The sequence below is a fragment of the Streptococcus sp. 1643 genome (assembly GCF_006228325.1).
Lineage (GTDB): Bacteria > Bacillota > Bacilli > Lactobacillales > Streptococcaceae > Streptococcus.
Genome location: NZ_CP040231.1, coordinates 1,574,641 through 1,598,043 on the forward strand (window position 1 = coordinate 1,574,641; position 23,403 = coordinate 1,598,043).

General features: G+C 40.0%; 10 protein-coding genes. 3 read left to right on the forward strand and 7 right to left on the reverse strand.

Annotated features, from left to right (window positions below):
* Nucleotides 1-4 precede the first annotated feature (4 nt).
* The 5 genes from cps4B to FD735_RS08270 all read right to left on the reverse strand — a co-directional run bounded on the left by cps4B (nucleotide 5) and on the right by FD735_RS08270 (nucleotide 8,257).
* Nucleotides 5-736, reverse strand: coding sequence for a capsular polysaccharide biosynthesis protein Cps4B (gene cps4B, locus FD735_RS08250; protein ID WP_139658945.1), 732 nt, complete (start codon nucleotides 734-736; stop codon nucleotides 5-7).
* 1 nt (nucleotide 737) lies between these two features.
* Nucleotides 738-2,183: an LCP family protein gene (locus tag FD735_RS08255; RefSeq protein WP_139658946.1), complete on the reverse strand. Its 1,446-nt coding sequence runs from the start codon at nucleotides 2,181-2,183 to the stop codon at nucleotides 738-740.
* 216 nt (nucleotides 2,184-2,399) lie between these two features.
* A complete protein-coding gene (locus FD735_RS08260; RefSeq protein WP_139658947.1) occupies nucleotides 2,400-4,361 on the reverse strand; it encodes a peptide ABC transporter substrate-binding protein in 1,962 nt (653 codons plus the stop codon).
* Nucleotides 4,362-4,509: 148 nt separating this feature from the next.
* Entirely contained in the window at nucleotides 4,510-6,477 is a 1,968-nt protein-coding gene (locus tag FD735_RS08265) for a peptide ABC transporter substrate-binding protein (RefSeq protein ID WP_139658948.1), read from the reverse strand.
* A 169-nt stretch (nucleotides 6,478-6,646) separates the two neighbouring features.
* A complete protein-coding gene (locus FD735_RS08270; protein ID WP_139658949.1) occupies nucleotides 6,647-8,257 on the reverse strand; it encodes an alpha-glucosidase in 1,611 nt (536 codons plus the stop codon).
* 152 nt (nucleotides 8,258-8,409) lie between these two features.
* Between FD735_RS08270 and FD735_RS08275 the strand changes: the two genes are divergently transcribed.
* Both FD735_RS08275 and FD735_RS08280 read left to right on the forward strand, forming a co-directional pair.
* A complete protein-coding gene (locus FD735_RS08275) occupies nucleotides 8,410-9,894 on the forward strand; it encodes a DUF1846 domain-containing protein (protein ID WP_139658950.1) in 1,485 nt (494 codons plus the stop codon).
* A gap of 94 nt (nucleotides 9,895-9,988) precedes the next feature.
* Complete coding sequence (locus tag FD735_RS08280; protein WP_000032556.1) at nucleotides 9,989-10,471, forward strand: S-ribosylhomocysteine lyase; 483 nt, start codon at nucleotides 9,989-9,991, stop codon at nucleotides 10,469-10,471.
* 59 nt (nucleotides 10,472-10,530) lie between these two features.
* On the opposite strand, the gene FD735_RS08285 is transcribed toward FD735_RS08280, so the two are convergent.
* Nucleotides 10,531-12,636 (reverse strand): ATP-dependent Clp protease ATP-binding subunit, encoded by a 2,106-nt coding sequence (locus tag FD735_RS08285; protein ID WP_139658951.1) that lies wholly within the window; start codon nucleotides 12,634-12,636, stop codon nucleotides 10,531-10,533.
* A 452-nt stretch (nucleotides 12,637-13,088) separates the two neighbouring features.
* Nucleotides 13,089-17,363 carry a Spy0128 family protein gene (locus FD735_RS08290; RefSeq protein WP_139659116.1) on the reverse strand — a complete coding sequence of 1,425 codons (4,275 nt, stop codon included), beginning with the start codon at nucleotides 17,361-17,363 and terminating at the stop codon, nucleotides 13,089-13,091.
* 430 nt (nucleotides 17,364-17,793) lie between these two features.
* Between FD735_RS08290 and FD735_RS08295 the strand changes: the two genes are divergently transcribed.
* Nucleotides 17,794-23,160, forward strand: coding sequence for a G5 domain-containing protein (locus FD735_RS08295; protein ID WP_139658952.1), 5,367 nt, complete (start codon nucleotides 17,794-17,796; stop codon nucleotides 23,158-23,160).
* The last annotated feature ends 243 nt before the right edge of the window (nucleotides 23,161-23,403 follow it).

Here is a 23,403-nt window from a genome sequence, read left to right on the forward strand (position 1 = left end):
TCTCCTAAATCAATTGATCCATTATTATTTTTCGGGGATTATCCTTAAAAAGTTCCTTAGCCTTATCTTCACTGTATTTTTGGGCAATGATATCATAGGCTTCCTCCATATGAGGAGGTCTGTGTTCCAAGTTGTGCATATCACTTGCTATCACGTGAACCAGATCTCGTTCCAAGAAATACTGGGCTCTCTTTTTCATAAATTTATAGGTTTCTCCGAAGAGTTTTGGTTTCAAAACATGAGAACTATTAACCTGAGTATAACATCCCATATCAATCAGCTCTCGCACGCGCTTTTCATTGTTTTCTAAAGCATCATAGCGTTCAATGTGGGCAATGACGGGTGTAAGGCCTAACATTAGAATATCACTCAATCCCTTATGCATATCTCGATAGGCTGTATTCATACTAAACTCAATCAAAGCATAGCGGCTATCGTTGAGGGTTGGGATTAATTTCTTTTCTAACTTCTCAACAACATCCGGAGTATAGTAGATTTCCGCTCCATAGGCAATGATTAAGTCATCCGCAACTTCCTTAGCCATTTCTCGCACCTTTAGAAAGTTGGTTGCAATTTTTTCTTCAGGAGTTTCAAACATCCCTTTTCGTCTATGCGAAGTGGAAACGATTGTTCTTACTCCTTGACTATAGGCCTCTCTTAGAAGCTTTTTACTTTCCTCTATCGACTTTGGACCATCATCCACATCGAAAACGATATGCGAATGGATATCTATCATGCTACTTGCCCTCCATCACATCATTGATAGCAGCTTTCGCAGCGGCCAAGCTACTTTCATCAATTTCCATCATGTAGAGGTTACTATCTGGCATAGCGTATGAAGGAAGATCCGTGCGTCCAGTTCCCTTCAAGTCTTGAGAGTTGACTTTGTAGTTCCCGCCACTCTCCAATTGAGTATTAACCAGATCCATCATAGTTTCCAAAGGCATATTGGTCTGAAGAGAATCTTGCAATCCCTTGATGATGTTATCGTAGTTCTTCAAAGCCTCAGTTGATGTTAATTTCTGAATCACAGCTACAATAACCTTTTGTTGGTTGCGTCCACGATCACGATCTCCATCTGCTAAAGAGTAGCGCTCACGAACAAATCCCAGAGCCTGCTCAGAATCTAAGTGGACATTTCCTACTGGATAGTACTTCCCATTAGTATGCGCGGTAAATTCTTGATCATTATAAACATCAATCCCTCCTAAAAGGTCAATCAACTTCAAGAAAGAAGTGAAGTTCAAACGGACGTAGTAATTGATATCCACACCATATAGGTTTTCCAGGGTATGAATCGACGAGTCCACTCCATAAATCCCAGCGTGGGTCAATTTGTCCTTTTGATTATTTCCCCCATCCGCAATCGGAACATAGGAATCTCGAGGCGTTGTAGTCAGAAGGATTTTCTTGGTATCTCGGTTCACAGTCATCAAAATGTTTACATCTGAACGCGAAACGGAACTAATCGGACCATAGGTATCAATACCACTCACATAAATATTGAAAGCTTTATTCTTCGATACCTTTGGTGCCGCAACATCCTTGGTTAGTTTTTTTGTATAGATTTTCTTAATTTTCGAAGCATAATCTGGATACTCTGCTTCGATGATGTTCTCAAAAACACTATTTAAGACAATTGCTTTCGTTTCGCCAGAAAGCAGACTCTTATAAGCTGCTAGATAAGAAGCACTCTGTTCAACTGTCAAGTCTTTACTCTGTGTCGTTTTAATATCCGCCACCAACTTTTGGATATTATCATTATCTGTTTCAGTCGGACCTGTAACACTCTCTAACTGAGTCACATTATTGATTTCACTATCTTTCAAAACGACCACACTCATCGAATACTCTGAGTAGTTTGAAGTCGCATTGATATGATTGGTAAAACCGACAAACTGTTGCAAAGCATAGAGAGAAACCGAGCTAACTACGATAGCAAGTGTCAAAAAGAAAACCGTAAACTTCTCGGCTTTTTTATACACTATCAGAAGGATTGCAATTACAGCAGAAATAAAAATAAGAACCGCCGTAAGGATATTGAGGTATCGAAAAGCTAGGATATTATGTTTAAAAATTAAGAACAGCAAAAAACCACTCAATAATAAATAAATGGTTGCTAAAACCATATTAACATTTCGTTTTACATTCCCTAAACGAGCTCTCTTCGAACGTCTACTCATAAATATCTCCCGTACATTATAATCTGAGCTATTATATCACAATTACACAAGAAATACCATACATCTAACTCACAATTTTTAGCGTTTTCATTCGCTTTTGTTCTCTTAAATTACACTAAAATTTGGCCAAATAAATTACACTAAAATTTGACCAAACTTACGAATGCGATTCTACACAAAAAGACAAGGCGCTTAGGGGCAACCTTGTCTGTAATCTTATTTTACGTGGTTTTCAAACTCTTTCTGGCTCTTTTCGATAGCTTTTTTACTTTCTTCTTCCCACTTAGCCTTGGCTTCATCAAATTGTTTCTTGGTAACAGGGTCTTTTTGCAATCTCATGTACTTATAATTATTTCCGTCACCCTTGATTCCCACTAGGGAGTAGGCACGTGTAAACGGAGTTACTTTGGTTACAGAGGCTGTACCACCATTTGACATAGCAGACATGACTAGAGAATTGTCAATCATCCAAGCTTGAGCTTCAGCGTATTTTTCATAACGCTTAGCGACATCTTTATTCTCAGCATCTGCTTCTTTCAGGAGTTGTGTATAGGTATCAAGCCCCAAACTCTTAATGAGCTCTTGGTCTTCCTTGGCATCAAGACCAAAAATCTTGAGATAGAAGCCAGTTTCAGCATTGAAGGGGTCTAGATAAGTTGATGGATCCTGGTAATCACCAACCCAACCATCAAAGTTTAGGTCGTAGTCACGAGCTGCTGGATTTGGTGCTAGGAAGGCAACATTTCCAAAGTCATCTGTAGAAAGCTGTTGAACGTCAATGACGATATTGTCAGAACCTAGTACTGTTTCAAGGGTTTGTTTAACCGAGTTCATACCAGAAACCGCATTTTTATTCGTCTGATCAACAGGGACATCCAAATGGATTGGGAAAGTCACGCCTTGGGCTTCCAATTCCTTTTTAGCTTCCGCAAATTTTGCTTGGGCCTTTTCCTTGTTAAAGTAGGCATCTTGAGCATCTGCCAAATTGATACCTGACCACTCAGTTCCGTAGTTCACAAGCTTAGAAGCTGTTACTTCTCCAAAGGTCTTATCTCCCACCTGGACAAATGTTGGAGGAACTAGAGTATTACGAAGGGTTTTGCTCGCTGCTTCTTCACCGTTAGATTGAGCAGAGTAGGCTGTTCGATCAATACCAAAGTTGATAGCTTGACGGAAATTTTTATTTAAGATAGCTGTTTGAGTTGATTTCTTTTGCTGGTCTGAGGTTTTTGCAGTATGGTTATAGGCTTTTCGGTTAACGTTAAAGTTAAAGTACCAAGATGTCTTATCTTGTAAGCTATAGACGATATTGTCTTGGTATTTTTCTTTTGTCTTAGCATAGTTCGAACTATTTGGATAGACTCCTGCAATCGAGTAAGCACCACTTTCAAAGTTTCGAATGGTCATCTCCTGATCTGACCCATCAAAGTAAGCTAACTTAACTTTTTCAATGGTTACTTTATCATGATCATAATAGTGTGGATTCTTCACATATTCGATCGAAGATTTTGATGTGAAATCTTTTAACAGATAGGGACCGTTATAAAGGATACTGTCTGGTGTCAAGGTACCAAAATCTTTATCCTTTGATTTCAAGAACTCTTCGTTGACTGGGAAAAGAATACTATTGGTTGTCTTTGAATTCCAATACGGTTCTGGTCGAGTCAAAGTGTACTCGACTGTGTAATCATCCAAGGCTTTGACACCGACAGTTGAAAAGTCATTGGTCACACCCGTCACATAGTCATTCAATCCCTTGATTGAATTTTGGATCAGATCCATGGCTTGCCCCTTATTGTCCGCGGCATATTTGATCCCAGTGACAAAATCCTGAGCTTTGACTGAAGCATATTCCTCACCGTCAGCTGTATACCACTTGGCATCTTTTCTAAGCTTGTAGGTATAAGTCAAACCATCTGCTGAAACAGACCAATCCTCCGCAAGAGCAGGTACGAGGTTCCCATAGCTGTCATTTTCTAACAAACCATCTACAAGATTGGTAATAACGGCAGTGTTATCTGCATAATAATCTAGGAGATAGTTAAAAGTTGTTGGATTCGCACTAAATGTTGATGAATAAGTGCTAGTATCTGTGTTGGACTGTCCACATGCAGAGAGCAAAATCCCTGTCGCTAAGACAAGACCTGTCCCGATTAGTCTTTTTTTCAGTTTGATCATCATTCACTCCTTTATGTCACTTTTTATAACATAACCATATTTTATCAAATTTATTCAAAAATGTAAAGTTACTACTTTTATGACAACTGGTGTCTCAAAACAAAAAAAGGAAGCACAGTTTCCTGCAACTTCCTTTTCTGTTTATAGATTACTTGACGTGTTTTTCAAGTTCTTTTTGGTATTTGGCATTTGTTTCGATTTTTTCTTGTTGCCATTTCTTGAAGGCTTCTTCGTATTCTTTTGCAGTCACAACGTCATTTTGCAACTCCAAACCTTTGAACACAAATGGGTCTCCCTTGATTCCGACTTGAGAGTATGCTTTTGTGAATGGTACAGTTCGGCTAACAGTTGGAGAACCACCTGAAGAAGCAACTGGGATTAAGAGCGAGCTGTCTGACACCCAAGCTTGAGCTTTAGCGTATTTTTCATAACGCTTATTAAGGTCGCTAGTTTCAGCTGCAGCATCATCCAAAAGTTTCTTGTATTCGTCCAGTCCAACTTGAGCCATCACTTCTGGATCTTTTCCGCGAGTGATTCCCAAGTGTTTAAGGGCCGATCCCTTCTTGGCATCAAGGATGTTGAGGTAGGTAGCTGGGTCTTGATAGTCTGGTCCCCAACCAGTTCCGTTCAAGTCATAGTCTTTTTGAGATGGCACCTTGGCTTGAGACGTAATGCTAATTTTTTCATTATCTGTCATTTGAAGGACATCGACAATGACATTTTCAGTACCAAGCGATGATTCGATTGACTGCTTGAGTGAGTTGGTTTGTTGAACTGCGATTACATCTGTTTGTTCAACCGGGATATCCAAATGGATTGGGAAGGTAACTCCCTTGCCCTGCAATTCTTCCTTGGCTTTAGCAAAGGCTGCCTTAGCTTTTTCAGGACTGTAAATCGTATCCTTGCCATCTGTAAGGGCTACATCTTTCCACTGGTCTCCATATGAAACGAGCTCTGCCTGTGCCAACTCTCCAAAGGTTTTTTCACCAACTTGAACGTAGTCATGAGGCACTAGGCTGTTACGGATAATCTTGTTCGCACCTTCTTCACCATTCAACTGAGCAGTGTATGAGTGACGGTCAAGGGCAAAGTTTAGCGCCTGACGGAAGTTCTTGTTAAGAAGAGCTTCTTTCGTTGATGTTTTTTGAGCTTCGTCTGTTTTGGCTGTTTTATTGTAAGATTGGCGGTTTACGTTAACAGTGAGGTAGTAGCTAGTCGCTTCTTGTGGACTGTAAACAATCTTATCGCCGTACTCTTGTTTAGTTGACTCAAAGTTTGAGCTTGTTGGGAAGAGACGGGCTGTTGTATAGGCACCTTGTGTAAAGCTACGAATCAAGGATTCTTGGTCTGATCCATCGTAGAAGGTTAGTTTAATATTGTCAATCTTGACATTGTCCTTATCCCAGTAGTTTGGATTCTTTTCATATTCAATGACTGATTTTGAAGTCAATGATTTCAAGAAATAAGGACCATTATATAGGATACCTGATGGGGTTGGTGCACCGTAGTCGCTCCCTTTAGAATTCAAAAATTCTTCATTAACTGGAAGCATGGTTGCAGTTGTGACCTTAGAGTTCCAGAAACTTTCTGGTTTGTTAAGCGTGTATTCTACCGTGTAATCATCAACAGCCTTAACTCCTACGGTAGAGAAATCATTGCTCTCACCACTGACATACTCTGCCAAACCTTTGATAGAATCCTGAATCAAAGAAAGACCATCTGATTTTCCGTCAGCGGCATGTTTAAGCCCAGTAACAAAGTCTTTAGCTTTAACTTCAGCGTATTCTTCTCCATCAGAAGTATACCATTTTACACCCTTACGAAGTTTGTAGGTGTAAGTCAAACCATCCTTTGAAACAGACCAGTCTTCTGCAAGTGATGGAATTAAGTTCCCATACTTATCATTTTCCAAAAGACCATCAACGACGTTTGCTATAACGTCAGAGGTTGAGCTCTTGCTCGTCACACTATAGTCCAAAGAAGATGGATCCATAGCGTAGACATAAGAGAATGTCTTGGGAGCATCCGCTTTCTTTTCACTTTGCCCACAAGCAGTTAACAGTAGGGCTGCACTCAAAACAGCACCTGCTCCTAAGAGCCACTTTTTCGATTTCATAAGTAATCTCCTTAAAGATAGTGTTTTCACCATTATACCCTATTTTTTCATAAAAGCAAGGACTTTCGCCAGATTTTTTAGAAAATTCTAACAAATATTTTTTAAAGACTTTTCTATATATTTTTTAGTAAAAGAACCTCAAGCATCAAAGGCTTGAGGTTCACTTATTTTAATCCGTTAGTTCCACACAGAAAGCATCCCATGGCTCTAAGGTTTGTTTTTCAACTGTTTCTTGAGTCACAGTGTTTTCAATCAAGATTGACTTAACTCTTCCTTCTACTGAAAAGTTTTGTTTTTCATTGGACAAGTTAGCCACAACTAAGAAACGACGGTCTCTATCTTTACGAATATAGGCAAAGACCTTATCAGCTGTATCAAGCAATTCAAAGTCAGCTCGAATCAGCCAGCTGTTCTCCTTACGGATTTGAACGAGTTTTTGATAAGTATAGAAAATAGATTCTGGATCTGCCAGTGCTTCTTGAACGTTGATTTCTTCATAGTTTGGATTAACTGCCAACCAAGGTTGACCTGTTGAGAAACCAGCATTTTTGCTTTCATCCCATTGCATCGGAGTACGTGCATTATCACGACCGATAACACGGATACTGTCCATAATTTCCTCTAGCGGAACACTTTTTTTAAGAGCCTCACGCGCATAGTTGAGGGATTCAATATCTTCTACTTGATCCAGTGTTTCAAAAGGATAATTGGTCATCCCAATCTCCTCACCTTGGTAGATATAGGGAGTCCCTCTCATGAGATGAAGCAAGATTGCAAAGGCTTTGGCAGATTTCTCACGGTATTCTTGGTCATTTCCCCAAATAGAGACGATGCGAGGAAGGTCATGGTTGTTCCAGAAGAGGGAATTCCAGCCGTCTTCAACTCCCAACTCAGTCTGCCATTTGTTAAAAATCTCTTTTAACTTCCCTACATTTAACTCTTTTTGGTAGTGCCACTTAGGTTGCCCTTCCTGATATTGAAGACAGATGTGTTCAAACTGGAAGACCATAGACAATTCTTGCCCCTTTGGATCCGAGTAGAGCTTAGCAATCTCGGGCGTTGCTCCCCAGGTTTCCCCTACTGTCAAGAGATCTTTATCACCAAAAGTGGCTTGATTCATCTCCTTGAGATAGGGATGGAGCATAGGACCGTTATTGACTACTTTCTCATCAGGAATTTTCCCAATCATGTCAATAACATCCATACGGAAACCACCAATGCCTTTATCAATCCAGAAGTTCATCATCTCGTAAATTTTCTGGCGCAGTTTTTCATTCTCCCAGTTGAGATCCGGCTGTTTCTTACTGAAAAAGTGGAGATAGTATTGACCTGACTTTTCATCGTATTCCCAAGCAGACCCACTAAAGATAGACTCCAAATCATTAGGCTCATCCCGCCAGATATAGTAGTCACGCTCAGGGCTGTCAGGATTTTCACATGCCTTGACAAACCAAGCATGTTCATCTGAGGTATGATTGACCACCAAGTCCATGATAATTCGAATGCCACGCTTCTTAGCTTCTGCGATCAGTTGGTCCATGTCCTCCATGGTTCCGAAAATAGCTGCAATTGCTTGATAATCGGCAATATCATAGCCATTATCATCCATCGGACTGTTATAAACGGGAGAAAGCCAAATAGCTGTGATTCCTAACTTAGCTAGATAGTCTAACTTACTGGTAATTCCTGGCAAATCACCAATCCCATCTCCATTGCTATCCATAAAACTCTTGGGATAGACTTGATAGACTACGGCATTATGCCACCATTTTTCTTGCATCTTCTTACCTCATTATTTTAATAATCTATAGTCTATGATAGCGCTTTTTAAAACTTTGTGCAAGCGTTTGCCTAATCTTTTTAATTTCTTTTTTGACTCCGTAGTTTCCTATCTTCCAATTTTTTATTATAATAGAGGTCAGAGGTAAAAAAATGAAAAAACAAGCTTTTAGTTCTGAACAATATTTGAATCTACAGCGCGACCACATTTTGGAGCGCATCAACCAATTTGACGGCAAGCTCTATTTGGAGTTTGGTGGCAAAATGTTAGAAGATTTCCACGCTGCTCGTGTCCTTCCTGGTTATGAGCCTGACAATAAAATCAAGCTCTTGCAAGAATTGAAAGAGCAAGTTGAAGTTGTAATCGCCATTAATGCCAGCAACATCGAGCATTCTAAATCGCGTGGCGACCTGGGCATTTCTTATGACCAAGAAGTTCTTCGTTTGATTGACAAATTCAATGAGCTGGAAATTTTTGTTGGCTCAGTTGTCATCACACAGTACGCTGGACAACCTGCTGCAGATGCCTTCCGCAACCAGTTAGATAAAAACGGGATTGATTCTTATCTTCATTATCCGATCAAAGGATACCCGACGGATATGGATCACATTATTTCTCCCGAAGGCATGGGGAAAAACGACTACATCAAAACCAGTCGCAACTTGATCGTCGTAACAGCTCCTGGACCTGGTTCTGGAAAATTGGCCACTTGTATGTCCAATATGTACCACGACCAACTTAATGGCATCAAGTCTGGTTACGCTAAGTTTGAAACCTTCCCAGTTTGGAACCTGCCCCTTCATCATCCAGTCAATTTGGCCTACGAGGCTGCAACCGCGGACCTTGATGATGTCAATATGATTGACCCCTTCCATCTCCAAACCTACGGAGAAACCACTGTCAACTACAACCGTGATATCGAAATCTTCCCAGTGCTCAAACGTATGTTGGAGCGCATTCTCGGTGAATCTCCATACGCTTCACCAACAGACATGGGTGTCAATATGGTTGGCTTTGCTATTACAGATAATGAGGCTGCTATCGAAGCCTCTAAACAAGAAATCATCCGTCGCTACTATCAAACTGTTCTTGATTTTAAAGCTGAAAAAGTCGGAGAAACTGCTGTCAAGAAGATTGAACTTCTCATGAACGACCTCGGTATCACACCTGCAGACCGTAAGGTTGCTGTTGCTGCACGCCAAAAGGCTGAAGAAACCGGTGGCCCTGCCCTAGCCCTTGAATTGCCAAATGGGGAAATCGTAACTGGTAAAAACTCTGAACTCTTTGGTCCTACAGCTGCAGCCTTGATCAATGCCATCAAAAAATCAGCTGATATCGCTAAGGAAGTGAAACTAATCGAGCCTGAAGTCGTCAAACCAATTCAAGGCCTTAAAATTAATCATCTCGGCAGTCGCAATCCTCGCCTCCACTCAAATGAAATCCTGATTGCACTAGCCATCACAGCTATGGAAAATCCTGACGCTGCGCGTGCCATGGAGGAACTTGGGAATCTCAAAGGAAGCGAAGCCCACTCTACCATCATCTTGACCGATGAAGACAAGAACGTCCTTCGCAAACTAGGCATCAACGTAACCTTTGACCCATACTACCAATACGATCGCTTGTATCGGAAATAAAAACTCAAACCTCTCCTTTCTTGGAGAGGTTTTCTCTCTGTTTCAAGAGCAGTCTTTATGATATAATGAAAGAAGAAAACTGAAAGGAACTACCATGTCAAAAGAAGTTATTGTTGAAAGTTTTGAACTTGACCACACCATTGTTAAAGCACCTTATGTTCGCTTGATTGGGGAAGAAACCGGACCAAAGGGAGATGTCATCTCCAACTTTGATATTCGCTTGGTACAGCCAAATGAGGACTCTATCCCTACCGCTGGCCTTCACACTATCGAACACCTCTTGGCCAAACTCATCCGTACTCGAATCGACGGCATGATTGACTGTTCGCCATTTGGTTGCCGTACAGGCTTCCACATGATTATGTGGGGTCGCCATACCAGTGCTGAAATTGCAGCTGTTATCAAGGATTCGCTCAAGGAAATTGCTGAAACCACTACTTGGGAAGATGTCCCTGGAACAACCATCGAATCTTGCGGAAACTACAAGGACCACAGCCTCTTTTCTGCTAAAGAATGGGCCAAACTCATCCTAGAACAAGGAATCTCAGATGATGCCTTTGAGCGCCATATCATCTAAACACAAAAAGGAACCAGCTTGTAGCTAGTTCCTTCTTTTTTTATTCTCAAAATCTTGAGTTAGGCTTTTTCACGAATGACCAAAACGCCATCTTCCATATCTGCTTCCAGATGTTTAGCATCTAGATGATCCAAGTGGAAATCTGTTACCTTATCACGAATTTGTTGTTCAACCACACGACGGAGAGGACGAACACCCATGACTTCGTCATAGCCTTCTTCGGTGATAAAGTCCTTAACTGCTTGGCTGACTTCCAAATCAATGTCTTTCTTAGCCAAGGTTTGGTTGACTTCCGCCAACATCAAGTCCACAATCTTAGAAAGGTCTTCCTTATTCAAGTGTGAGAACTCGATAACTGCGTTAAAGCGGTTGATGAACTCTGGACGGAAGAATGGTTTCAAACGATCCATCAACTCTGGTTTATCCGCATCTTCAGTCAAGTTAGCTTCATAGCCAAATCCAGCATTTGATGTCGCGATAATGACCGTGTTCTTGAAGTTCACTGTATTTCCTTGACCATCAGTTAAACGACCATCATCCAAGACTTGGAGGAGAAGGGTGATTACTTGAGGATCAGCCTTTTCAATTTCGTCCAAGAGAATGATAGAGTATGGATTGCGACGAACACGTTCTGTCAAGGTATTGCTATTGTCATCATAACCCACATAACCGGCTGTTGTACCGATCAATTTAGAAACGGCTGTGCGGTCACTGTATTCAGACATATCCAAGCGGATAATCGCATCCTTGGTACCAAACATATCCAGCGCCAATTGCTTAGCAAGTTCTGTCTTACCAACCCCAGTTGGACCTACAAAGAGGAAGCTACCGATTGGGCGATTGCCTTCATCAAAACCAGCACGGTTACGACGGATAGCACGAGCTACAGCTTCAACTGCCTTGTCTTGACCGATTACCTTGTGTTCCAAGCGATGAGCCATATCTTTCAAACGTTCGATATCTGACGCTCCCATTTGAGATACCGGAATACCAGTCATACGTTCCACAGATTCAGCCACATCGTTGATGCTTGCAGTCACTTTCATGTCTTCTGTGTGGTTTTCGACTTTTTTCTCTAATTCTGCAATACGTGTTTTAGCATTGAGAGCTGCTTCAAAGTCTTCTGCCTCAACTGCTTTTTCTTGCTTGTCTTTTTCTGCCTCAATTTCCCGTTCAACAGCATGAACATCTGTTACAGGATGTTGAGCTGCCAAGTGAGCAGCCGTTACGTCCACAAGATCAATAGCCTTATCTGGCAAGCTACGTTGAGGAATGTATTGGATAGAATAATCCACTGCTGCTTTTAAGACTTCGTCTGGCAAGATGACATTGTGGTGTTGTTGATAGAGGTCACGAATCCCTTGAAGGATTTTAAAGGTATCCTCTGCTGAAGGAGCATTGACCTTGACTTCGTTGAAACGACGAGCAAGAGCTGCATTTTTCAAGATGGTGTTACGGTATTCGTCTTGAGTTGTCGCTCCAATAACGGTCAATTCACCACGAGAGAGAGCTGGCTTGAGAATGTCCGCAAGCCCTTTAGAACCACTGTCTCCTCCGATTGAGCCAGCGCCAAGGATTTGGTGAATTTCATCAAAGAAGAGGATAATATTCCCTGCTTCTTTTACTTCATTGACTAGATTTTGAACGTTTTCTTCAAAGCTACCACGGTATTGAGTTCCAGCCTCAAGACCTGAGATATCAATAGAAATAATTTCCTTGTTCTTGATGGCAGCCGGAACATCTCCATTCACAATCGCTTGTGCTAGACCTTCGACAACGGCTGTCTTACCAACACCTGCATCTCCAACTAGAACAGGATTATTTTTCGTACGACGTGAGAGGATTTCAGATGTTTCTTGAATTTCCTTGTTTCGTCCGATTACAGGATCCAGCTTGCCCTCACGAGCTTCCGCTGTCAAGTTGCGACCTAGTTTAGCAAGGACACCGTCTTGTTTCATACCTGAAGCGTGTTGTTGCATTTGTGCATCAGATTCTGCATTACCTGGCAATTGACCAGTTGCACGATAGTGAGCAAATTCCTCAGGTGTCACTTCACGTCCATTAATCAAGTAGCGACGATTTTCAGAACTATACCCTCGCATACCTCCCATCAATTGGTTAAATAAATCATCCATGTTGTTAAAGTTATTAAAGTTGTTGTTCATATTCTTTACCTCGTTTATTCTTAATTATATGCGATCTCTGATATTGACTATCTTTGACCTTTGTTTTAAAAATTTTAGACTAGCTAACTAGCTACCCTACGTATAATTTCTGGTTTTTCTTTCTTAAATAAGCCTTTTATCATCTTCTTTTCAAAATCTGTTAGATTTAACATAGGCCTCACCCCTTTCTAGGGTATCTATCATACATTTTCAAGAAATAGGATCATTGAAAATGAAGTTTTCTAAGGAATTCATTTTCCTTATGTTCCTACTATATCACATTGGTCAGTAAAAGTCAATAGTTTTTTGACCAAATTTGACTATTTTTTAAAAAATTTTTTGAAGTACAAAAAAAGCCCCTAGAAAACGAATTTTCTAGAGACTTTCTCTATCAAGTTTAAGAGAGAAGAAATATTCTCACTTACCAAGTTTCATGTTTCTCCTACGAAAGCCTAAGCTTTACGTTTTACGAAGAATACCAATCCGCTCAATGCCAATACTACAAATCCAATTGCAGAAAGGATAGAGGTTGCTTCACCTGTGTTTGGAAGTTCAGCTTGACCTTTTTCCTCAGTTACTGGAGGTGTTGGTTGTGGATCTGGCGTTGGCGCTGGATCTGGCGTTGGTGCTGGATCTGGCGTTGGTGCTGGATCTGGCGTTGGTGCTGGATCTGGCGTTGGCGCTGGATCTGGCGTTGGTGCTGGATCTGGCGTTGGCGCTGGATCTGGCGTTGGTGCTGGATCTGGCGTTGGTGCTGGATCTGGCGTTGGCGCTGGATCTGGCGTTGGCGCTGGATCTGGCGTTGGCGCTGGATCTGGCGTTGGTGCTGGATCTGGCGTTGGCGCTGGATCTGGCGTTGGTTTTGGATCTGGCGTTGGCGCTGGATCTGGCGTTGGTTTTGGATCTGGCGTTGGCGCTGGATCTGGCGTGTAGACGTTCTTAAAGACACTACCTGCTGGATATTCAACAGTTGCCTTCAAGGCATTTGTTGCTGCATCTTTGGTTACTGTTACCACTGCAGTCTTTTCTGTATCGTAAGTAATACCAGCTGCTCCGGCATTCACTTCTTTTACAGTATAAGTATGAACACCTTCTGCATCATAGTTGATTACATTAAACGTTACTTTTCCAGCTTGGTTTGTTTTTGTATCCAGTTTGTTTGTATCTTCATACAATTCAAATTGGAATTCACCATCAACCAAAGCACGACCAGTCAATTCTTTCGTAAACTCAAGTGTTTCTGATGTAGCTGTTGGAGCCGGTGGAACTGGTGCTGTATAAATATTTGTGAAGACACGTTCTGCATCCGCATCTTTTACAGTCGCAACCAATTGACCTTGACCGTTATCTGCTACAGTTACTTTAACTGTGTAAGATTCAGTTGAGTAAGTCACACCTGACTCTGTTCCTGCTTTTTCAGTGATAGTGTAAGTGTGCTCGCCTGCTTCTGTGTAGTTGACGTTGAAGACAACTTCGCCTGAAGCAGCGTTCTTAGCAGTAGCTACAACTTTATCTGTATCTTTTTCTTTCAATTCGAAAGTATAAGCATCAGCTACAAGTTCTTTACCTGTAATCTTCTTAGTTGCTTTGATTGTCGCATCTGTTGAAGCGGCTTTATAAGTGTTAGTGAAGACACGTTCTGCATCCGGATTTTCTACAGTCGCAACCAATTGACCTTGACCGTTATCTACTACATTCACTTTAACTGTGTAAGATTCAGTTGAGTAAGTCACACCTGACTCTGTTCCTGCTTTTTCAGTGATAGTGTAAGTGTGCTCGCCTGCTTCTGTGTAGTTGACGTTGAAGACAACTTCGCCTGAAGCAGCGTTCTTAGCAGTAGCTACAACCTTATCTGTATCTTTTTCTTTCAATTCGAAAGTATAAGCATCAGCTACAAGTTCTTTACCTGTAATCTTCTTAGTTGCTTTGATTGTCGCATCTGTTGAAGCGGCTTTATAAGTGTTAGTGAAGACACGTTCTGCTTCATCTACAGTCGCAACCAATTGACCTTGACCGTTATCTACTACATTCACTTTAACTGTGTAAGATTCAGTTGAGTAAGTCACACCTGACTCTGTTCCTGCTTTTTCAGTGATAGTGTAAGTGTGCTCGCCTGCTTCTGTGTAGTTGACGTTGAAGACAACTTCGCCTGAAGCAGTGTTCTTAGCAGTAGCTACAACCTTATCTGTATCTTTTTCTTTCAATTCGAAAGTATAAGCATCAGCTACAAGTTCTTTACCTGTAATCTTCTTAGTTGCTTTGATTGTCGCATCTGTTGAAGCGGCTTTATAAGTGTTAGTGAAGACACGTTCTGCTTCATCTACAGTCGCAACCAATTGACCTTGACCGTTATCTACTACATTCACTTTAACTGTGTAAGATTCAGTTGAGTAAGTCACACCTGACTCTGTTCCTGCTTTTTCAGTGATAGTGTAAGTGTGCTCGCCTGCTTCTGTGTAGTTGACGTTGAAGACAACTTCGCCTGAAGCAGTGTTCTTAGCAGTAGCTACAACTTTATCTGTATCTTTTTCTTTCAATTCGAAAGTATAAGCATCAGCTACAAGTTCTTTACCTGTAATCTTCTTAGTTGCTTTGATTGTCGCATCTGTTGAAGCGGCTTTATAAGTGTTAGTGAAGACACGTTCTGCTTCATCTACAGTCGCAACCAATTGACCTTGACCGTTATCTACTACATTCACTTTAACTGTGTAAGATTCAGTTGAGTAAGTCACACCTGACTCTGTTCCTGCTTTTTCAGTGATAGTGTAAGTGTGCTCGCCTGCTTCTGTGTAGTTGACGTTGAAGACAACTTCGCCTGAAGCAGCGTTCTTAGCAGTAGCTACAACTTTATCTGTATCTTTTTCTTTCAATTCGAAAGTATAAGCATCAGCTACAAGTTCTTTACCTGTAATCTTCTTAGTTGCTTTGATTGTCGCATCTGTTGAAGCGGCTTTATAAGTGTTGGTGAAAGTTGGTTCTGCTGAAGTGACAGAAGCTGTCAATACTCCACCTTGGAATGCTGCTGTTACAGTAACTTCCTTACCTTCTTCATCAAATGTAATACCAGAAGCTGCTGCTGAAGTATCTTCTTTGATGACGTAGCGGTAAGTTCCCGCACCTTTTACTTCAATGTTCTCGAAGGTAATCGTTCCATCAGCTTTTGATTTCGCTGTGGCTACTGGAGTCTTCAAGTTCTCTGCTGTATATAGGTTAAAGGTAAACTCATCCGCTTTTGGAAGTTTATCTGTACGACCTTCTACCACTTTCTTAGCTGTTACATTGAACACAGCTGGAACAGGTTCGTCCTTAAGGTTGATCGTAGAACCTGCTGCTCCGAGTTTGACTGTGTACTCTTTTTCATCTAGCTTATAGCCTGATGGAGCAGTCTTCTCTTTGATCTTGAACGTTTTACCTTCCCATTTCTGATCATAAGTTTTAGTAAGCCCTACTCCTTTTTCATTCGTAGTCACTTCTGTTGTTTCACTTGCATCATCTGCTGCTGTCACAGTATAAACTGCTCCTTGAACAGGTGTAAGAGTGAACGCGTCTGTCTTATTAATCTTAATTTGGTAGGCTGTAGATGCTACAATTGTACCAGAAATCAAAGATGTTGCTTCCGCTTTCATGCTAAGCGCACCTGGGCGACTTGTATTTTGTGCAAGTTTTGTTCCGTCTGCAAGAGACAAAGCTACGATATTTGCTACTTTCGTACCATCATTTGGAGTGGTAGTACTATATGTAACGAAGTAAGAAGTCGTTCCATCTTTGATTGTAACATCAAATGATGTATAGTTTGAGTTCCAAGCAACTGTATAGTCAGTACCTTCAACCATCAATTGTGCCCCATCAGGAACAGCAGAAGTACCGCCTGTAATATCAGCCTTGTAAATCTTCAAGCTTTCTGGAATGTATTGAGCTGGTGTGTAGGATGTGTCATCATTTGGAATTGTGTCATGAAGCACAATGTTTTGTCCAAAATCTTGTTTTTCTGTGTTCACACGTACACGCCAGTTTGATTGCTCGTTACCTGAGCTTACTGAACCGATAGCTGCTAGTTTTGGAGAGTTCCAGCTTTCACGGGAAGCTTGTCCACCAGCTTTCGCATAGTTCTCAGTACCAACTTTAGGACCCGTGATTGTCTTAGACGTATAGGTATGAGTTACCTCTTGCTTCATAGAAGAAGAATTAAAGCTAATTGGTGTCTTAGTCTGGTCTGTTAGGAAGCGGAATGATGCCGCAAAGTTACCAGATACATCCTTAACTTTATCTCCACCAGTTGCAGCTAGGTACTTGTCCAAGTTTTTCAAGGTAATTTTTGCTTTACCACCTTGGCCATTACCACTCGATGTTACAACTGCTTCCCCAATCGTTACTTGCGTAGCTGGGTCAACCAACTGTTGAGTGCCGTTGTAGACTGTCATTGGTGCAGGAATGTCGAAAGTGAAATAATCACCATTGTTCAAGTTTTCATTGTATTGTTTGAGATCAAACGTTACACGAAGCTTGTAGGCATTCCCTGTACGAACTGCATAATCTCCCTCAGAAGTTACATTCTGTTTCGTATCTGAAGCATCCAACAACTCAACACCTGTAATAACTTGCGTTAATTCCTTTGGCGTCGGGTCATCAGCTTTAACAGTATTTGTCGAAACAGATGTAAGTGTCAAGACAGAAAGAGCTGCAGCTGAAAGTTTTGAAAGCAATTTCAGCATTTTGCTTTTTGCCATGTTTTCCCTCTTTTCTATATTTTATTTTCAATGTTCTTAATCCCTCTCCTGAGAAACGAAGAAGAAATCACAGATTATTTGATATTTAGTAGCTAAAGCCCTCCAAACACTTTAAGTATTAAACATAAATAACCACTTACATTCTAGCATTATACATACTACTTTGTCAAGTAAAACTAATCTAAGTTTAACTATTTTGTAAATAAAATAATTTGAATTATTAAATAATTGTAATCATTCTGTAATTATCTTGTAATTTTCTAGTTTAATTTCTTGACTCAAACTACTTGATTTGTTAAAATAGTATAGCTACAATATATTTTTATATATTATTATTACAGTTATTTGTAGGAGAAACTAAATATAAATTATTATGAATAATTGTGGCTAAACTACTTAATATATACATTATAAAGGGAATTATAATTTTATGAAAAAGTTACGTAAAGTAAAGAAGCACTGGGTTGCTGTTTCAATCGGAATTGTTACATCAGCCTTATTAGTCAATAACGTAGCCGCTAATGAAGTTGGGGGAGACACTTCAGAAATGCTACAACCGACTACAGTTACATCTTCAACGATTGAAAAAACCAATGAAGACGGAAATACTCCAAATTCTGCTGAGAATGGTAATAATCCTAGTTCAGTGACTGAACAGTCTACTACTCCTTCTTCCAATGTATCCGATAGTGCTAGCACTGTAGCTGAAACTCCTACGAAGCCAGCAGAGCCAGCAGATAGTAAACAAATAGGACGAAGTGGATTCCGAAGTGTAAGCGCATCCACATCTGCGGAAAAAAATAAAAGTCAGCCAAAAGACTCTATACCGACTGAGCCCGCTGAATCTATCGAACCCGCTCTAAAACCAGAAGTAAAAGCTGACGAGGAAGCAATCAAAGCAAAAGCCATTCCTGAAATACCAAAAGAAAACCAATCAAAGAAAATTCAAGATGCCATCACAGAAGATGTAAGAACCGTTGTTTCAAAACCAACTGTTGAAGGTATTGAGTATGATGTTCACTATGATCATAAAAACAAATGGTACTATGTCAATGCTACTGATTTTGGTTTGAATGTAGCTGATAACCAAGATGATACTCTCGCTGTTAATAAAGCACTAAAAGCAGCAAATGAAATTGTAATGGCTGATCCAGATGGTACACAACATACTGGTGTTGCCGTCAAACTTTCTGGAATTGTCAATGTTGCTCGTGATAAAGGCGAAATTGATCACTATAAAATTTTAACATACGGATCAGGTGTCCCTATGCCTATACAAAAAGGACGAATTGATGGTGTTCAGAATCTTTCGCATGTTACGAAAGAAGAATATGAAAATCTTCGTGTAGACTCGGATGGACTTGTTCGTTATGTTAGTTCTAACGGAGAAAACCTTACAGGAATAGCACTGCCTATCTATCGCAAAAGCGAAAGTGGCTCCTTTAATCAAATTAAAATCGGTTCCGAGCACTCAAATGTAACCGGTCTCTTTGGAGACGGTCCAGGAACAACCGTATTAAAAACAAATTTAGTTCAGCTAGGAAATCCTTGGGATAGCAACGAGAATGATACTGACAATCGCGACCATGCTGTTTTGCTAGTTGAAAATCAAAATGGATTCCTTGTAAAAGATTTATCTGTTTCTATCCAAAACTTAAAAGAAGCTTTTGGAGAACAACATGATGGCTTCTACGTCAAAGGAATGCCCTACTATGGAAAAGTCGATGGCGTCCTTATCAATGATTCTGATAATGTAACTGTTGAGAACGTTGAAGCGAGTGGAGCTAACAAAGCTGGTATCCGCTTCGGGTCGTCATATAACAGTGTCTCAAATATCTCTCTACCTGGTTGGGGCCGTCCTCGCTCTGTGAGTAATTTGATTGCTGGAAAAGCTCCTGGTTATACTTTCAGTAGTCTAAACTTAGGTGAAAACAATAAAGTATTAAACAGTAATACTCACAATAACCGAGTGGCTGGAGTTCAATTCTCTTACCAAACCAATATCCTTATTGAAGGAACAACCACTTCTGAAAATGGACACAAATTAAACGGAAGTACAGGTTATGGTTTCGCTTCAGAGGCTGGATCCTACAATAATGGAATAGTTTTCCGAAACAATACGAGTACCTATAACTATCGTAAAGGTTTGGATATTCACGACGGTGACCGAATTTTAATCGAAAACAACGTTTCATACGGAGATCGCTTGTTAGGTATCTCTGTCTACAACCGAAACTTTAAAATGGAAAATGTTGTCATTCGAAACAACGTTGTCACACAAGATAAAACAAATCGTCTAGTACGAGATGACTTGAAAGTTGACGGAAAATTCACACATGGCCATGATTACCTCCAGTATGAAGCGATTCATTTACAAACGAATGAAAAATCTCAGGACTTGAGTGCAGACGGAGCCGTAGGTTATTTTGAAATTAGTAATAACCGCATTCAAGATTTGGATTCATCAGGTAGAACCGCTACAAACCAAGACTACAATACAAATGCTATCTTGGTTCGTATGCAAGAGCCTTATCTAAACTATGTACTGAATATAAAAAACAATCAAATCACTGGACACTCAGCAAACGATTTGATTAAGATGATTAACTCTTCTAATGACAATATTAGGGGAACCGCTACATTATCTGATACAAGTAAATTTGCAAACGGATTGGGATATGGTTCTGGTTCCATCAACATTAGTAATAATAAAGTCGAGCTTGAAGAACTTTACGGTGATCCAAATAAAGATTTATCTGCTATTACAATCGCTGAATCGACTAGTAATTTTAATGTCGCAGATAAAACAATTCGAGCTAACCAAGATAAGTTCCGTGGGTCTGTTGTTTTCCAAAACAATGACATTAAAGTCAAACGAACCTTCATGAGTACTAGACCTGGCATCATCGGAAAACAAAAAACAATGCCTATCATTTCTATTACAACTAATGCAGAAGGTATTCTTTTTAAAGATAATAATTTAGATTTTGGTGAAATCACGCAAACTTTAGCTAAGAACGCTGCAACGCAAACGCCGTTAATTAGTTTAAATGGAAATAATGGTACTTTGGTGCAACCTGGACTTGGCTTTGGTATTAATACAACTCGAACTCCAAGCAACCTTCCAAATACACTTAGTCGAACTCAACCATTAGCTTTTATTGGAAACGATATTAAAATTTCTAATATTAGTTATGCTAACAATGTTGATTTGCCAATCCGTGTATTAGAAGCCAATCACCTGGTTCGATATACTGAAAACAATACCTTCACTTCCGAATCAGAAATCACAGCTTCTACTACCGATACGAAAACCGATCCACTTGGCAATGCGATCTATAAGCCTGCAACCGAACGCCTTACTCCTAACAAGGAAAAGAATAGCACTCAATTCAATATGGGAGTTAGTCGTTTTTCAACAAGTTCCCCTAGTTTAATCAACAGTTCAGAAGAGACTGTTCCATATGAGACAATCTACGTGAACGATAAAACTATTGCAGCTGGAACTAGCATTGAGAAAACTCCTGGTGTAGCTGGAACGAAAATTGTAAATACCTATGCGACTAGTGTCGATAACTCTGCTTATGAGAAATCAAGTGGAACCGATATCCTAAACTATGGTCTCAGATACTTCTATGCAACAACAAATATTCGAGAAGCTACTGATAATGATCGCATTCCTGGCTTGCTTCGAGCAGACTATACAACCACAGATGGCAAAATTATGACAGCCACTAAAACGTATAGTTACACTGACACTAAAAACCAAACTCAAACAACTGAGATGGCCTATCGCTATGAAAATCTTCCAATTGGTTTGAAGAACGATACGCAATATACATTTACTGATGAAAATGTAACTACGGCACCGCAAAATCGTATTGTCCATGTAGGTACACGAACTTCCAAAGCTATTGGAGCATTTGATCAGTTTGATGTCGATTTCGAAACAGAATATGTAAACGATGATACTATTCTAGTTGGTGATTCTGTCATCAAAACTCCTGGTGTCAAAGGAATCCGTACTGTTTCTTATCGAGAAATCCGTGATAATGATACAAATGATCTAATTTCAAGAGAACAAGTTTCTGATAGTATCACTACTAAACCTATTAAGCAAATCGTACTTGTGGGAACAAAACCACTTACTAGAACTGTTCAAAGAACTGAGAAACAGGATATTGACTTTGATATCGTTAAAGTGCCTTCTGATAAGCTATTTGTTGGGGAAGAAGAGATTCAAACCCCTGGTGTTAAAGGCACTAGAACTATTGTTCACGAAGATACTATTGACAACCGAAACAATACTGTGATCTCGTCTCGCGTCATCTCTGATGAACAAACTGAGCCTGTCAAACAGATCGTACTTGTAGGAACAAAACCACTTACTGTAACTGCTCAAAGAACTGAGAAACAGGATATTGACTTTGATATCGTTAAAGTGCCTTCTGATAAGCTATTTGTTGGGGAAGAAGAGATTCAAACCCCTGGTGTTAAAGGCACTAGAACTATTGTTCACGAAGATACTATTGACAACCGAAACAATACTGTGATCTCGTCTCGCGTCATCTCTGATGAACAAACTGAGCCTGTCAAACAGATCGTACTTGTAGGAACAAAACCACTTACTGTAACTGCTCAAAGAACTGAGAAACAGGATATTGACTTTGATATCGTTAAAGTGCCTTCTGATAAGCTATTTGTTGGGGAAGAAGAGATTCAAACCCCTGGTGTTAAAGGCACTAGAACTATTGTTCACGAAGATACTATTGACAACCGAAACAATACTGTGATCTCGTCTCGCGTCATCTCTGATGAACAAACTGAGCCTGTCAAACAGATCGTACTTGTAGGAACAAAACCACTTACTGTAACTGCTCAAAGAACTGAGAAACAGGATATTGACTTTGATATCGTTAAAGTGCCTTCTGATAAGCTATTTGTTGGGGAAGAAGAGATTCAAACCCCTGGTGTTAAAGGCACTAGAACTATTGTTCACGAAGATACTATTGACAACCGAAACAATACTGTGATCTCGTCTCGTGTTATCTCTGACGAACAAACCGAACCTGTCAAACAGATCGTACTTGTGGGAACAAAACCACTTACTGTAACTGCTCAAAGAACTGAGAAACAGGATATTGACTTTGATATCGTTAAAGTGCCTTCTGATAAGCTATTTGTTGGGGAAGAAGAGATTCAAACCCCTGGTGTTAAAGGCACTAGAACTATTGTTCACGAAGATACTATTGACAACCGAAACAATACTGTGATCTCGTCTCGTGTTATCTCTGATGAACAAACTGAACCTGTTAAACAGATCGTACTTGTGGGAACAAAACCACTTACTAGAACAGCTCAGCGAACTATTGAACTTTCTATTCCTTATGGTATTCAATCCATTTATGATGATAAATTGCCTAGTGGAACAAAAACGATTGTGGCCCCAGGTAAAGCTGGCCTTCGTACAATCATTATCGAAGAAGTTTTTGATGATAAAGGACAGATTATTTCTAGCAACATTCTCTCTTCTACAGTTACAATTACACCTACTGATGAAATTGTAAGAATAGGAACAGCTACTACTACTGCAACCACTCCAAATAATACTGACCAATTAAGTCAAGATAGTCAACAAAACCATGCAAATACTGAGCAAACTACTGTTGATAATACCAAAGTATTACCAAATACAGGAACAGAAAACAATCACTCTGCAGCAGTGACTGGTGCTCTAGCTCTATTTGCAGCCCTAGGTCTTACACTATTCAAACGTAAAGAAGAAGATAACGACTAAAGTATATGTCATTTACTCTTCAAGCTAGATAGTATATTTTAAAAAAGGATTGAAGTCTATATTTTATAGAATTCGATCCTTTTTAGTCAATTCTATGACACCTGCAGCAAGGCAGAAAAAGTCATATTTTATATAGAAGTAATTTGTCTCTTCTCTCTGGGAGTAAAAACTATAATATTCCTTGTTTTATAATTATCAAAACCTCAGTAACAAAAAAACTAGCCTTAAGGCTAGTTTTCTTTA